This is a genomic window from Pseudomonas imrae (genome assembly GCF_046352735.2).
GTDB lineage: Bacteria > Pseudomonadota > Gammaproteobacteria > Pseudomonadales > Pseudomonadaceae > Aquipseudomonas > Aquipseudomonas imrae.
This window is the reverse complement of record NZ_CP110853.2, coordinates 3,383,217-3,395,582: the sequence shown is the minus strand read 5'-3', so window position 1 is coordinate 3,395,582 and position 12,366 is coordinate 3,383,217. Positions and strand designations below refer to the sequence as shown.

Sequence of the window (12,366 nt, the reverse complement as noted above, 5' to 3'; positions counted from 1 at the left end):
AACCATGCATTCAACCTCGTTTGAATCCCGTAATCCTCGTTATAACGATCCCTACGCTTTGCCGTCATTAGAAAACGTTGCTGATGAGGCATACGGTGAGGGCTACCGGCATGGGCAGCAAGACGCCCGTGGTGCGGGACAGTATTCGATGGCAAACGGCACAACACAGCAAGGCTTGCGTTTTCCCGGGGCGCAGAACTCTCCACTCGGTTTTGATTATCAAACGCCGCAAATGAGGAACTTCACCGGGCAGGGCGCGTTTCAGGCACCCAGCACCAATGACTTCATGAACGGAATGCAGTCCAATACGCAGACGTCTTCCAGCTCTAACCCGATGATGCAGATGATGACTATGTTGTCTGGCATGATGAGCGCCCTTATGGGCCAAATGTTTGGTGGTGGCCCAGGTCATGGTCAACCTGGCAGGCCATTTCCCGGGCACTCCCATCCTCAGCCGGCCAATCCTTGCCACCCTGGTCATGGTCAGCCGGGTATTTTTCCACCGCCTAAACCGGATCCGATTGGCATTTTCCCGCCGCCCTCGTGTGGACATCCACATCCTCCAAGTCATGCACATCCTCATATAACTGAATACTCACGGCAAAGTGACAAGCAATTTGCCAGCGTGGTACAGACCCATTTCGATGCACTGAAGGCGCCGGGCAAACCCGAGCACATCACCGCTGAATCCCTCAAAGCGGTAATGGCAGGTCGAACGCTGGACGGCAAGGAAACAACGCGGGACGAAAAGGCGGTCGCCAAAGAAATGCTGGCCCGAGCGACGTTGTTTGATGCGTTCGATAAAGGTGGGTTTGGTCAGTTACATGACGGTAAGTTCGGTCGTCGCGACATTCAACGAGTTGGTGACAATGCGCTCGGCAACAGTAACCCTGTGTACGGTGGTAATGGCAGAAGCTCTTCCCCAAAACGCTCGGACCACGAACTGATCGACGGTCTGCGCAATGACTTCAGAGCTTTCGAGTCGAAGAAAAAACCAGGCTACATTGATCTCAATGATCTGGAGGCTTATGCGAAGCGTCCTCTGTCCGATGACCCGGTAGAGAATAGACGAATCGAGATTGCTCAAGGAGTGGTTGCCAAACCTGAATTGGCGCGCCTTCTGGATATCGGGACTCGTGTTAAAGAGGGCAACCAGGATACCGATGGTACCTTTGATATGGATAACTTGAACTTCATCAAGGCTAACTACAAAGAGAAAAAGTAGTGGGCCCAATAACATTCTTATAGATGTTTGATGAATTACCTACTGGATAACCTGCGCCAATCAATGGGTTTTTGGCAATTGATTGGCGCAGACGGGACATACTCCCGTGTGACCGTTGGAGAAGGCAAGCCGACTGGGATATATCCAGTAAGTTCTGGAATGAAGAACACCTTGAAAGCCCAAAGCGTTCTTATCAAATTGAGTTCTACACTCGCAGCACTTTTCCACTGATTGCCACACCTGCCAGCAACACAGCAATCAACAGGAACGCGGTGCTCAAACTGCTGGCGTGGGCGACAAATCCGATCACGGCAGGGCCAGCAAGAATACCCGCGTAACCCAAGGTGGTAATAGCCGGTACGGCGATGTGTTCAGGCATGACCTTCTGTTTGCCTACTGCGGTGTACAGCACCGGTACGATATTGGAGCAACCGGCACCTACCAATGCATAACCCAGCAGTGCTGCTTCCCAGGCCGCAGAGAGCGTGGCGAGCAACATGCCGGCCGTGGCCAATGTGCCGCCGATGATGATGACCTTGGTCGCTCCCAGACGATGCACGATAGCGTCGCCGGTCAGGCGCCCGGCAGTCATGGTCAGGGCGAAAGCGGCATAGCCCAGCCCTGCGTAGGCTTCATCCAGGCCGCGCTCGGCGCTGAGGAACACCGCACTCCAATCCAGTACAGCGCCTTCGGCGAGAAACACGATAAAACACAGGCCGCCGATAAACAGCACCACGCCGTGGGGAATCGCGAAGGCCGGGCCAGAGCTTTTACTGCCGTAGGGCAGCAAGTGAGGGGCCGCCTTGAAGAGCGCCGCCAACGTAATCACGATCACCACCAGCATTGCCTGCAAGGGAGACAACCCCATTGCGAGCAAACCGCTGACACCCGCGGCGCCAACAATGCCGCCCAGGCTGAACAGCCCGTGAAACCCCGACATCATGGTCTTGCCACTGGCCCGCTCGACGATCACTGCCTGCAGATTGACGGTAGAGTCCACTGCCCCCAGCCCGGCACCAAACAGAAACAAGCAGGCGGCCAGTGCCGGGATCGAGCTGACGGTGGCGAGCAGCGGAAGGGCCAGGCAGATCAGAACTGTCCCGCCGCTCAACACTTTCCGACAACCGAAGCGTGAGGCCAGGGCCCCGGCGGCCGGCATTGCAATGATCGAACCCACCCCCAGGCACAACAGCAGCAGACCGAGCGTGCCTTCGTCCAGTTGCGCACGGGCCTTGGCGTACGGCACCAGCGGTGCCCAGGCGGCAATGCCAAAACCGGCGATAAAAAAGGCGATGCGGGTCGATATCTGCTCCATGCGTCCGGGAATCACGGGAGCAGGGCTGCTGATTGCAGTCATGAGAGTCCTTTGTTTCTAAGGTCATTGGCGGTGTGCAGCGCGACATCCTTGCATATCAGGCCATAACGAGCGAGGTGAGGTTCTCCCATTATATTTTTTCAGGGAACGTTTTGCGTTTTCCTACCACTCAAGGGCTACCGAAATGTAGGGCGCTGACCTCATGGCTGTACGAGGTGATCTGGAAGGTGCGTAATCTCCGTGAGAAGTACTGAACCCCAGGCTTAATGCGGTGGATTACCACCTTCCAGATCAGAATCTATGCCCTGCAATCGTGAGTACAGCAAGTCGACGCTACGACGCAGGCGAATAATGGGGGCTGGGTGAGATGCGCCCCCGGACATCGACGCGATTGTCTAAACGACGGCTGGCTCGGCAAATGTCACTTGGGCCGGCTGCCGGGTCATCAACACTTTACCCCCACGAATCGAGTACAACGGCAAGCCCTGGCTACGTATCACTTCATAGTCACTGTCGGCAGACAGGATCAGCAGGTTGGCCGGACGCCCTGGTTCCAGCCCGTAGCGGTCTCCCAATGCCATTGCCTTGGCGCTGTTGTCGGTGACCAGATCCAGGGCATTTTGCAAGTTGCGGTAGCCGAGCATATGGCAGATATGCAGGCCGGCTTCGAGTACCCGCAGGATGTTGCCATTGCCCAACGGGTACCACGGATCGACGATGGAGTCCTGGCCGAAGCAGACGTTCATGCCGGCTTCCAGCAGTTCGTTGACGCGGGTCACGCCCCGGCGTTTCGGAAAGTTGTCGAAGCGGCCCTGCAAGTGAATGCTTTCGGTGGGGCAGGAGACAAAGCTGATACCCGAATGCCCCAGTAGGCGAAACAGCTTGGCGCAGTAGGCATTGTCGTAGGAGCCCATGGCCGTGGTGTGGCTGGCGGTGACCCGGCTGCCCATGTCACGGCTGCGAGCCTCTTCGGCCAGCACCTCAAGAAAACGCGAGTGCGGGTCGTCGGTCTCGTCACAATGCACATCCACCAGGCAACCGGTGCGTTCGGCCAGGTCCATCAGGAATTTAACCGAGCTGACACCCTGGTCACGGGTGTACTCGAAATGAGGAATGCCACCGACCACATCGGCGCCGAGGCGGATGGCTTCTTCCATCAGTTCGCGGCCGTTGCGGTAGGACTCAATTCCTTCCTGGGGAAAGGCGACGATCTGCAGGTCGATCAGGTGGCGACTTTCCTGGCGTACTTCGAGCATGGCCTTGAGAGCCGTCAGGTCCGGGTCGGTGACATCGACATGGGTGCGTACATGCTGGATGCCGTGGGCAGCCAGAGCCTGGATGGTTTTTTTGGCGCGCTGCCTGGTGTCTTCCAGGGTGATGGTGGCCTTGCGTTCGCCCCAGCACTCGATACCTTCGAACAATGTTCCGCTCATGTTCCAGCGCGGCTCGCCGGCGGTAAGCGTGGCGTCGAGGTGAATGTGCGGCTCGACAAAGGGGGGGACTACCAGATTGCCGGCAGCGTCCAGATCGTCCGGGCCCAGTGTCGCAATGGTTGTTTGTGGATGAATGCTGGCGATCCGGCCATGTTCCAGGTGCAGATCATGCAGGCCTTCACGGTTGCGCAGGCGGGCATTGATGATGTGCATGGGCAAGTTCCTCTTTGGCAAAAACAATCAGGTAGACAGCCGCCAGATCATTGGCGAGATGCCGATGTCCAGCGGTCATTGGGTGGATGCGCTATGGCCGGGCTCACGTCTGGATGTCTGCCTGCGGCGCGCGTACTCGCAGTATGGCGGTGAGTAGGATGTAGGTGGCGGACGCGGCGATGATTCCCACCAGCGGTGCGACCCATGGCGAACTGAAGGCCAGTACCGTACCGACCGCATAAGCGATCAGCCCTGGCCAGTTGAAGGCAGGCAAACGAGCCTCGGCCAACTGTGGATATTGACCACGATAGCGGTAGAAAAAGTCGGCCATGATCACGCCGCCAATGGGTGGAATCACCGTACCCAGCAGGATCAGGTAGGGCACCAGCATGTCGTACATGCCCAGCAACGCCAGCAGGGTGCCGATCACGGCGCCAGCCAGGGTTACGGTTTTGCGCCGTTTGGTCCGTAGCAGGTTGCAGCCGGCTACGGCGAAGTTGTAGATGGTATTGTCCTGGGTGCTCCAGATATTGAGCAGCAACATGGCCATCGCGGCCATGGCGAATCCTTGCAGCAGCAACACTTCGACCACATCCGGCTGCTGATAGACGATGGCGCCGTAGGCACCGATCAGCACCATCAAACCGTTACCGAGAAAAAAACCGATCAGGCTGGCCAGTATCGCAACCCTGGCCGAGCGGGAAAACCGTGTCCAGTTGGTGGCCTGGGTGGCTCCGCTGACAAAGGTGCCAAACACCAGGGTAATCGCGGTGGACAGATCCAGTTCACCCGTGGGCACTACCGCCAACAACCCCTCCAGCCCGCCGATTTTCATGGTCGCCACCCAAATCGACAGCAACAGCAACAGGCCCATGGCCGGCACCGCGATATATGAGAGGACTTCCAACCCGCGGTAGCCCACGTAGGCGGTTGCGCAGAACGCCAGGCCGAACAGCACCATCAATGCCAGAACGCTGCCCTGGCTCAATTCGAAATATTTTCCCAGCACCACGGCTGCTGTGGCAGTGCCCCAGGCGTACCAACCGATTTGCGTGAAACCTAGGATCAGGTCGCTCAGCTTGCTGCCCACTTCGCCGAAGCAAAAGCGCCCCATCAGTACCGAGTTCAAGCCGCTCTTGAAGGCGATGTAACCCAGTATTGCGGCATAGATACCCAACAACAGGTTACCGAGGGCCACGACACCGAGCATTTGGAGAAAACTGAAAGCCACCCCCAACTTGCCGCCGGCGAACATGGTTGCGGTAAAAAAAGTGAAGCCCAGCAGCACCATAGCTGTCGAGCCAAGGCTCTTGCGCGCATGCATGGGCACTTCGCTGAGAGGGTAATCGTTGCCCGGTTCGTGCTGCGTCATATGCCTTTCCCCTGGAGTGAGTGACGCGGGCCTGTTGCACCGTGCGTGCCAACTGCAGGGCAGTGGCAGGCGCAAACAGTGCACAGTATTTATAGCCAAGCAGGAGGGAGGGCGCAGGGGCGGTTGTTGGTTGTGCCCATTCGGGCGCGAAAATGGTGCGCTGGTGATACAAATTGGCTCGCCAGTGTTGGGCTTGAATCGTGGTTCAACCAGGCGCCCAGGATAAAAATCAACAGCACGGCGGGCTGATAGCCTACCTATCCCCCGCGGCGCGGTATAACCACAACGCTAATCCAGATACCGCCGACTCATTCGCCGCGATAGATGCACCCACTGGTGCACGTCTCATGAATGCGAATAGCACTGAGCTCTGGCAATAGCGGCTTCAACTCATTCCAGATCCACTTGGCCAGTACTTCGCTGGTGGGATTCTCCAGGCCGGGAATGTCGTTGAGATAGTTGTGGTCCAGGCGCTCATAAAGCGGTTTGAAGATCGCCTTGATCTCCGAGAAGTCACGGATCCAGCCGGTGTGCGGGTCAAGGTCGCCGCTCAGGTGGATGGCCACCTTGAATGAATGGCCATGCAGGCGCCCGCATTTGTGGCCTTCAGGCACGTGTGGCAGGCGATGGGCGGACTCGAAGGTGAACTCTTTAAAAATTTCCACGGTGTTTTTCAGCTCGATCAGGTTCTGGCAGGCGGCGAGTTTAACAGCTTGATTCGTCGCTGCGCAGAACGGCTGATCAGAGGGGAACCAGCCGCTCGCCGATGCGGCCGTTGTCGGCCAGTTCGAGGAACTCATCACCCAGGCGCCGGCTTTCATTCATCGCGGCTTGCCAGTACCGGTTACGACTGGTGTCATCCCCCATAAAACGCTTGAAGTCGCTACGGTCCGGCAGTTTGCCGTAGGGCAGGCGAGCGAGGTACTCGCGCGAGGGCGCCAGTAACAAGACATCCTGCAATCCCTGCTGACTGGCACGCCGCCAGGGCAAGCTTTTGTCGAACCAGCCGGGGATCACCCGGTCAGTGAAGTGCGGGTACAGCACGATGTCATCGCCGTGATAGGGCAGGTCAAGGTGATAGTCCAGCAGGCCACCGTCGCGGAAGGTGCCGAGACCGGCGCCCGGCAGGTCGCGTACCCCTTGCATGACCATCGGGATCGAGCCGGAAGCCAATAACGCTGGGCGCAGGTTGCCCAGGTTCAGGTCAAGGAAGCGGGATGGAAAATCCTTGAGCGGATGCAGGGGAGGTGCCTGGCGCGGATCGTGGATGATCAAGCGTTCAAAATGCCGGGACAACCGCGCACGGCCTCGCAGGTTGTCGGCGATCACCGACGACAAGCCCAGGCCCAGGCGGCCACGGTGATCGTCGGCCAGCAAGCCGTGGCTTTTGACCACCATGATGTTCAATCGGTAGTGAGGGTTATCCAGCACCGTGGCATCGCGCCCGGCCAGCAACTCATCGAGCATGCGCTGGCAGCTCTGGCTGACTTCGACCATGGTCACGCCTTTGGCAAAACGCTGTTCGTTGTACAACTGGCCCAGATCGAGCAAGCCTTGTACCGGGTCGGGCAGGCAGGCGCTGGCAAAGCGCCAGGAGCCAATGGATGCGCCGATCAGCGCACGTTCACGAGGCTCACGCAGCAGCCAGTCACCAAACAGCGCCAGGTCCAGGCCCTGGATACCCAAGGCTTTCGGACCTCCGGCAGCTCCCGGCAAAATGCCCACATCGGTGGGTTTCAGGCCTTGTTCGCGGATGCGCGAAAAAGCGCGTTGGCCAGCCTTTAACGTCAGCGCTGGGAACTTGATGTGGATGGCAGTCATACCGGTCTCTGTGGCAGCGAGCGGGGCAGTATAGAAAATCCTGTCGCGTTGATGGCGGGCATTGCCGATAATTGCCATGGTGGCAATTCAGTTTCAGTTAAGTTGCCGTCGGTACTGTGAGGCTGTAGGAATAACATCCTGAATTGGAGAACCATCATGAAAACCCTCACAGCATTAGTCGCCACCAGTATTATTGCCCTCTCCAGCGGTGTAGCCCAAGCCCGCGACCTGGGGCCGGACGAAGCGCTGAAACTGCGTGACGCTGGTACTATTCTGTCATTCGAGAAGCTCAACGCCACAGCCCTGGCCAAACATCCCGGCGCCACAGTGACTGAAACCGAACTTGAAGAGGAATACGGCAAGTACCTTTACCAGGTTGAGCTGCGTGATGCCCAAGGCATCGAGTGGGATCTGGAATTGGACGCTGTCAGCGGGCAAGTCCTCAAGGATCATCAGGATACGTAATGAAGGTAAATCTACGCACCAGCAGTCGATTGGCGCTGGTGCTCCTGGTCTTTTGCTCGATGGTAGCGGCCCGGGACCTCAATCAGGATGAAGCCTTGGCGCTTCGCCAACAAGGTGTGATCCTGCCCCTCGAGCGACTGTTGCAGCAGGCGATGGCGCGTCATGCTGGATCCAGGTTGCTGGAGGCAGAGTTGGAAACCAAACATGGCCTTTACATCTATGAGGTGGAATTGGTGACCACCGAAGGTGTAGTGCGGGAAATCAAACTGGATGCGACCACCGGGGCGCTGCTTAAAGATGAGGAGGATGACTGATGCGCCTGCTTCTGGTGGAAGACCACGTCCCGCTGGCCGATGAGTTGATGGCCGGGCTCAATCGCCAAGGGTATGCCGTCGACTGGCTGGCCGACGGGCGTGACGCGGTCTATCAAGGCCGTAGCGAACCTTATGACCTGATCATCCTCGATCTGGGCCTGCCGGGTTTGCCGGGGCTTGAGGTATTGAGCCAATGGCGCGCCGCTGCGCTGGCCACACCGGTCCTGATCCTGACAGCCCGCGACTCCTGGGCCGAGCGCATTGAAGGGCTCAAGGCCGGGGCGGATGACTACCTGAGCAAACCCTTTCATCCCGAAGAGCTGCACCTGCGTATCCAGGCGTTGTTGCGCCGCTCCCATGGGCAGGCCAACCAGCCCACGTTGCAGGCTGCCGGTTTGCATCTGGATGAGGGCCGCCAATGTGTCATGCGTGACGGTGACGAGATTCAATTGACCGCCGCCGAGTTTCGGTTGTTGCGCTATTTCATGCTGCACCCGGAACAGATTCTTTCGAAAAGCCACCTGGCCGAACATTTGTACGATGGCGAGACCGAGCGCGACTCCAACGTATTGGAGGTCCACGTCAATCATCTGCGGCGCAAGCTGGGGCGCAGCGTGATTGAAACCCGGCGTGGCCAGGGCTATCGCTTCGGTGCCAACCCGACGTGAGGTCTATCCAGCGGCGGTTGAGCCTGGGGTTGATCAGCGTAATGGTGATTGTCGGCCTGGTGCTGGCGCAAACCAGCCTTTGGCTGTTCGAAATGGGTTTGCAGCGTTATCTGGAGTCCGGCCTGCGCAACGACAGCGAGAACCTGCTGGTTGCGCTGGTGCGCGGCCCCGCAGGGCTTCAGTTGGACGAGCAGCGCTTGTCGTCGGCCTATCAGCGACCGTTTTCCGGGCATTATTTCAGGATCGACTTCAGCGACACACATTGGCGCTCTCGTTCCTTGTGGGACCAGGAACTGCCGCGGCTGCCCCAGGCGGGCTTGAAAGGCAACCTGCAACTGGGCCCGGAAGGGCAACAGCTGTTGGTGTTGCGCTCGGACTACAAGCGTTTTGGCCAAGCGATTTCCATCAGCGTGGCCCAGGACTACACGCCGGTCCGGGAAAGCTTTCGCTTGATGCGACAAATCGGCCTGGTCCTTGGCCTGTCCGCGCTACTGTTGATTCTGATCCTGCAGCGAGTCACCGTACGTCGGGCCTTGCGCCCACTGGAAACGGCACGCGAACAGATTGCGCAACTGCAACAAGGCCAGCGTTCGCAACTCGATACCCACGTGCCAGTGGAGCTGGAGCCATTGGTGGCGCAGATCAACCATTTGCTGGCCCATACAGAAGACAGCCTCAAACGCTCGCGTAATGCGCTGGGCAACCTGGGACATGCCTTGAAAACCCCGCTGGCGGTGTTGTTGAGCGTGGCATCCAGCGAACAGCTCAAGGACCATCCGCAACTGGCCAGGCTGCTGCGCGAGCAATTGGAGCAGGTGCAGCAGCGACTCAACCGTGAACTCAACCGCGCCCGGCTGGCCGGTGAGACCTTGCCGGGGGCCTTGTTCGACTGCGATGCAGAGCTGCCGGGTTTGCTGGCGACCCTGAACATGATCCACGGTGAACACTTGGACTTGAGCTACCGCGCGCCCCCTGGCCTGCAGTTGCCGTGGGACCGCGAAGACCTGCTGGAGTTGCTCGGCAATCTGCTGGACAACGCCTGCAAATGGGCGGATGCCGAAGTGTGCCTGAGCGTTGAACAAACACCTTTGAGCTTTTACCTGGTCATCGAAGACGATGGGCCGGGAATTCCCCAAACCCAACGCGATCAGGTATTCAGCCGTGGTACCCGCCTGGATGAGCAAACGGACGGCCATGGCCTGGGGCTGGGGATCGTGCGGGACATTGTCGAAGTCTGGGGTGGGACGTTGCTCTTGTGCGAGAGTGAATTGGGCGGGCTCAAGGTAGTGATCGAGTTGCCAAGGCGCCAGGCCTGAAAAAATGGGCCACGCCTTTTTGGGAGTGGCCCGCGCAACATCGCCTCAAACCCTGAACTGATCCATCAACCCTTGCTGCTGGTTGGCCAGATTGTTCAGTGCCTGGCTGACCCGTGCCGATTCATTGGCCTGGCCAGACAACGATTCTGTCACGTCACGAATGGTCGCCACGTTGTGGTTGATTTCTTCGGCCACGGCGCTTTGCTCTTCGGCGGCGCTGGCGATCTGCAAGTTCATGTCGCTGATCACTGTCACCGCATCACCGATCTGGCGTAGTGCAGTCACGGCCTGACCCACTTGTTCGACACTGCCTTGGGCCTGGCGATGACTGCTGCCCATGGCGCCAACTACTTGCTGAGTACCAGCTTGCAACTGTTCGATGACCTGGCGGGTTTCTTCCACCGACTCCTGTGTCCGGCGGGCCAGGTTGCGCACTTCGTCAGCCACCACCGCAAAACCACGACCGGCCTCACCGGCGCGGGCGGCTTCGATTGCGGCGTTGAGGGCGAGCAAATTGGTCTGCTCGGCAATCGCACGAATCACTTCCAGCACCGAACCGATCTTTTCGCTGTCGGCCGCCAACCCCTCCACTTGAGTCATCGCCATGCTCATGTCGGACGCTAAATGGCCGATGCTGATGGTGGTACGCTCGATGACGGTCAGGCCTTCACGGGTTGCCTGGTCGGCGTCGCGCGCTGCCTGGGCCGCTTGGGCTGCGCTGCGGGCGACATCCTGGGCAGTGGCGCTCATCTCGTGGGAAGCCGTGGCCACTTGATCTACCTGGCGGTATTGCTGCTCCATGCCGGCGCTGGTTTCGCTGGCGATGGTGGCGGACTGATCGGCAGTCCCCCGGGCGTCCTGTACCGAGCGTTTGACCTGGGCGATGGTCGGCTGCAACTTGTCCAGGAAGCGGTTGAACCAACTGGCCAGTTCGCCGAGTTCGTCCTGCTTGTCGTAGGCCAGGCGCCGGGTCAAATCACCTTCGCCGCTGGCAATGTCCTGGAGCATGCGCGCCACCCCGAGAATCGGCCGGGTCACGCTGCGCGCCATCAGCCACACCAACCACAAGCCGACGATAGCGGCCAGCAAGCCCAGGCCCAGTTCCAGCAAAGTGCCTTTGGTGTTATCGGCGTCCAGTTCAGCCTTGAGGGTTTCGGCAGGGCCGACCAGGACTTTTTCCGGTACTTCGAGCAATACGCCCCATGATTTGCCGTCGGGGATCGGCTGGAACGGTGCCAACACCTTCAGTCGATGGTCGGCGCGCAAGCTGTGGGTCTGCGTACCGCTGGCCAGGAGATTGATCAACTGCGCGCCGCTGGCGGTGTCGACGCTGTCCAGGCGCTGGCTGAGCTTGCTGGCGTCCGGGCTGTAGCCTGCGAGCAGACCCACCGGGCTGATGATGCTGACGCTGGTCTGACCGTCATACAGTTTCTGGCCGGCATTCTGGCTGACTGCCTGCAAGCTATTGAGATTGATGTCCACCGACAGCGAGGCGATGACTTTACCGTCTACTTTCAGTGGGAAGACGATGCTGGTCATCAGCACATTCTGACCGTCAATCACATAGAAATAGGGTTCGATCACGCACGGTTTGAGGTGCGTACGCGGACAGGTGAACCAGGCGTTGGCCTTTTCGCCGCTGGGGCCGGTGCTGGTGTCGGACATGTCGCTTTCGGGCAGCGCCATCGAGTTCAGTGAACCGGCTGTCGGCTGTGACCAGTACAGGGCAAAGCGGCCCTTTTCGTTGCTTCCCAGCTCTTGCTGGCCGGCGAACAGCTCATCCTTGCCGTCCAGCGCATTAGCCTCGAACACCAGGGACAGGCCCAGCAGGTCTGGGTTGGCTTGCAACGCGGCCTTGACCTGGCGGGTCAGGTCCTCACGCAGGTCGAAAGCGTCGAGGAAACGTTTCTCGGCTTGTTCGCGCAGGAACAGTACCTGTCGGGAGAAACCATGGCCGTACTGATAGGCGTCCATGAACTGCTGGCGGATGCCCAGGGCCTGGACCTCCCCCTGGGCCTCGATTCGCGCTTGAGCCGCAACGTTGAGCATTTGCATGCTCGATGTCTTGACCTGTCGGGAGCTGTGGTCCATGCGATACAGTGAAAGACCCACCAGCAGGGTCACGATCCCGATCAGGCACAGGCCGGCCAGCAGGGTGATTTTCCATTGAATGGACAGCTGTCTGAGCGACATGGAGATTCTTTACCTTTTCAGTTCGACAGAA

General features: G+C 59.0%; 11 protein-coding genes and 1 pseudogene. 5 read left to right on the top strand and 7 right to left on the bottom strand.

The genetic code is table 11. The features are described from left to right. Positions 1-4 precede the first annotated feature (4 nt). Complete coding sequence (locus tag OQ460_RS15125) at positions 5-1,225, top strand: hypothetical protein (protein ID WP_410018252.1); 1,221 nt, start codon at positions 5-7, stop codon at positions 1,223-1,225. Between the two features lie 205 nt (positions 1,226-1,430). Here the strand turns inward: OQ460_RS15125 and OQ460_RS15120 are convergent, their stop codons facing one another. The 5 genes from OQ460_RS15120 to OQ460_RS15100 all read right to left on the bottom strand — a co-directional run bounded on the left by OQ460_RS15120 (position 1,431) and on the right by OQ460_RS15100 (position 7,379). After that, the gene (locus tag OQ460_RS15120) at positions 1,431-2,582 is read right to left on the bottom strand and encodes an MFS transporter (RefSeq protein WP_410018251.1); all 1,152 of its coding nucleotides are present in this window, start codon (positions 2,580-2,582) and stop codon (positions 1,431-1,433) included. Between the two features lie 353 nt (positions 2,583-2,935). Then, complete coding sequence (gene codA, locus OQ460_RS15115; RefSeq protein ID WP_410018250.1) at positions 2,936-4,186, bottom strand: cytosine deaminase; 1,251 nt, start codon at positions 4,184-4,186, stop codon at positions 2,936-2,938. Positions 4,187-4,289: 103 nt separating this feature from the next. Continuing rightward, positions 4,290-5,558, bottom strand: coding sequence for a cytosine permease (gene codB / locus OQ460_RS15110; RefSeq protein WP_410018249.1), 1,269 nt, complete (start codon positions 5,556-5,558; stop codon positions 4,290-4,292). A gap of 308 nt (positions 5,559-5,866) precedes the next feature. Further along, positions 5,867-6,223, bottom strand: coding sequence for a 6-carboxytetrahydropterin synthase QueD (gene queD / locus OQ460_RS15105; protein WP_003190259.1), 357 nt, complete (start codon positions 6,221-6,223; stop codon positions 5,867-5,869). A gap of 76 nt (positions 6,224-6,299) precedes the next feature. After that, entirely contained in the window at positions 6,300-7,379 is a 1,080-nt protein-coding gene (locus OQ460_RS15100; protein WP_410018248.1) for a patatin-like phospholipase family protein, read from the bottom strand. Between the two features lie 156 nt (positions 7,380-7,535). On the opposite strand from OQ460_RS15100, the gene OQ460_RS15095 reads away from it, so the two are divergent. The 4 genes from OQ460_RS15095 to OQ460_RS15080 are packed head-to-tail and all read left to right on the top strand — an operon-like array spanning position 7,536 to position 10,142. Further along, on the top strand, positions 7,536-7,844 hold the full coding sequence (locus OQ460_RS15095) for a PepSY domain-containing protein (protein ID WP_410018247.1): 309 nt from the start codon (positions 7,536-7,538) through the stop codon (positions 7,842-7,844). Continuing rightward, positions 7,844-8,158: a PepSY domain-containing protein gene (locus OQ460_RS15090; RefSeq protein ID WP_410018246.1), complete on the top strand. Its 315-nt coding sequence runs from the start codon at positions 7,844-7,846 to the stop codon at positions 8,156-8,158. Before OQ460_RS15095 ends, OQ460_RS15090 begins: the two co-directional genes overlap by 1 nt. After that, the gene (locus tag OQ460_RS15085; protein ID WP_410018245.1) at positions 8,158-8,826 is read left to right on the top strand and encodes a response regulator transcription factor; all 669 of its coding nucleotides are present in this window, start codon (positions 8,158-8,160) and stop codon (positions 8,824-8,826) included. The genes OQ460_RS15090 and OQ460_RS15085 overlap by 1 nt, the downstream gene beginning before the upstream one ends. Then, positions 8,823-10,142 carry a sensor histidine kinase gene (locus tag OQ460_RS15080; protein WP_410018244.1) on the top strand — a complete coding sequence of 440 codons (1,320 nt, stop codon included), beginning with the start codon at positions 8,823-8,825 and terminating at the stop codon, positions 10,140-10,142. The genes OQ460_RS15085 and OQ460_RS15080 overlap by 4 nt, the downstream gene beginning before the upstream one ends. A gap of 45 nt (positions 10,143-10,187) precedes the next feature. Here OQ460_RS15080 and OQ460_RS15075 read toward each other — a convergent pair whose 3' ends face one another. Both OQ460_RS15075 and OQ460_RS15070 read right to left on the bottom strand, forming a co-directional pair. Then, positions 10,188-10,943, bottom strand: a complete 756-nt coding sequence (locus OQ460_RS15075) for a methyl-accepting chemotaxis protein (protein WP_410022018.1) — start codon at positions 10,941-10,943, stop codon at positions 10,188-10,190. Between the two features lie 102 nt (positions 10,944-11,045). Beyond that, positions 11,046-11,192 (bottom strand): annotated as a pseudogene (locus tag OQ460_RS15070) (HAMP domain-containing protein); the annotation flags it as partial. Positions 11,193-12,366 lie beyond the last annotated feature (1,174 nt).

Bases quoted from the DNA above. Each gene is read 5' to 3' on its own strand.
- OQ460_RS15125 (WP_410018252.1), top strand. From the start codon at position 5: ATGCATTCAACCTCGTTTGAATCCCGTAATCCTCGTTATAACGATCCC.
- OQ460_RS15120 (WP_410018251.1), bottom strand. From the start codon at position 2,582: ATGACTGCAATCAGCAGCCCTGCTCCCGTGATTCCCGGACGCATGGAG.
- codA (WP_410018250.1), bottom strand. From the start codon at position 4,186: ATGCACATCATCAATGCCCGCCTGCGCAACCGTGAAGGCCTGCATGAT.
- codB (WP_410018249.1), bottom strand. From the start codon at position 5,558: ATGACGCAGCACGAACCGGGCAACGATTACCCTCTCAGCGAAGTGCCC.
- OQ460_RS15100 (WP_410018248.1), bottom strand. From the start codon at position 7,379: ATGACTGCCATCCACATCAAGTTCCCAGCGCTGACGTTAAAGGCTGGC.
- OQ460_RS15095 (WP_410018247.1), top strand. From the start codon at position 7,536: ATGAAAACCCTCACAGCATTAGTCGCCACCAGTATTATTGCCCTCTCC.
- OQ460_RS15090 (WP_410018246.1), top strand. From the start codon at position 7,844: ATGAAGGTAAATCTACGCACCAGCAGTCGATTGGCGCTGGTGCTCCTG.
- OQ460_RS15085 (WP_410018245.1), top strand. From the start codon at position 8,158: ATGCGCCTGCTTCTGGTGGAAGACCACGTCCCGCTGGCCGATGAGTTG.
- OQ460_RS15075 (WP_410022018.1), bottom strand. From the start codon at position 10,943: ATGGAGCAGCAATACCGCCAGGTAGATCAAGTGGCCACGGCTTCCCAC.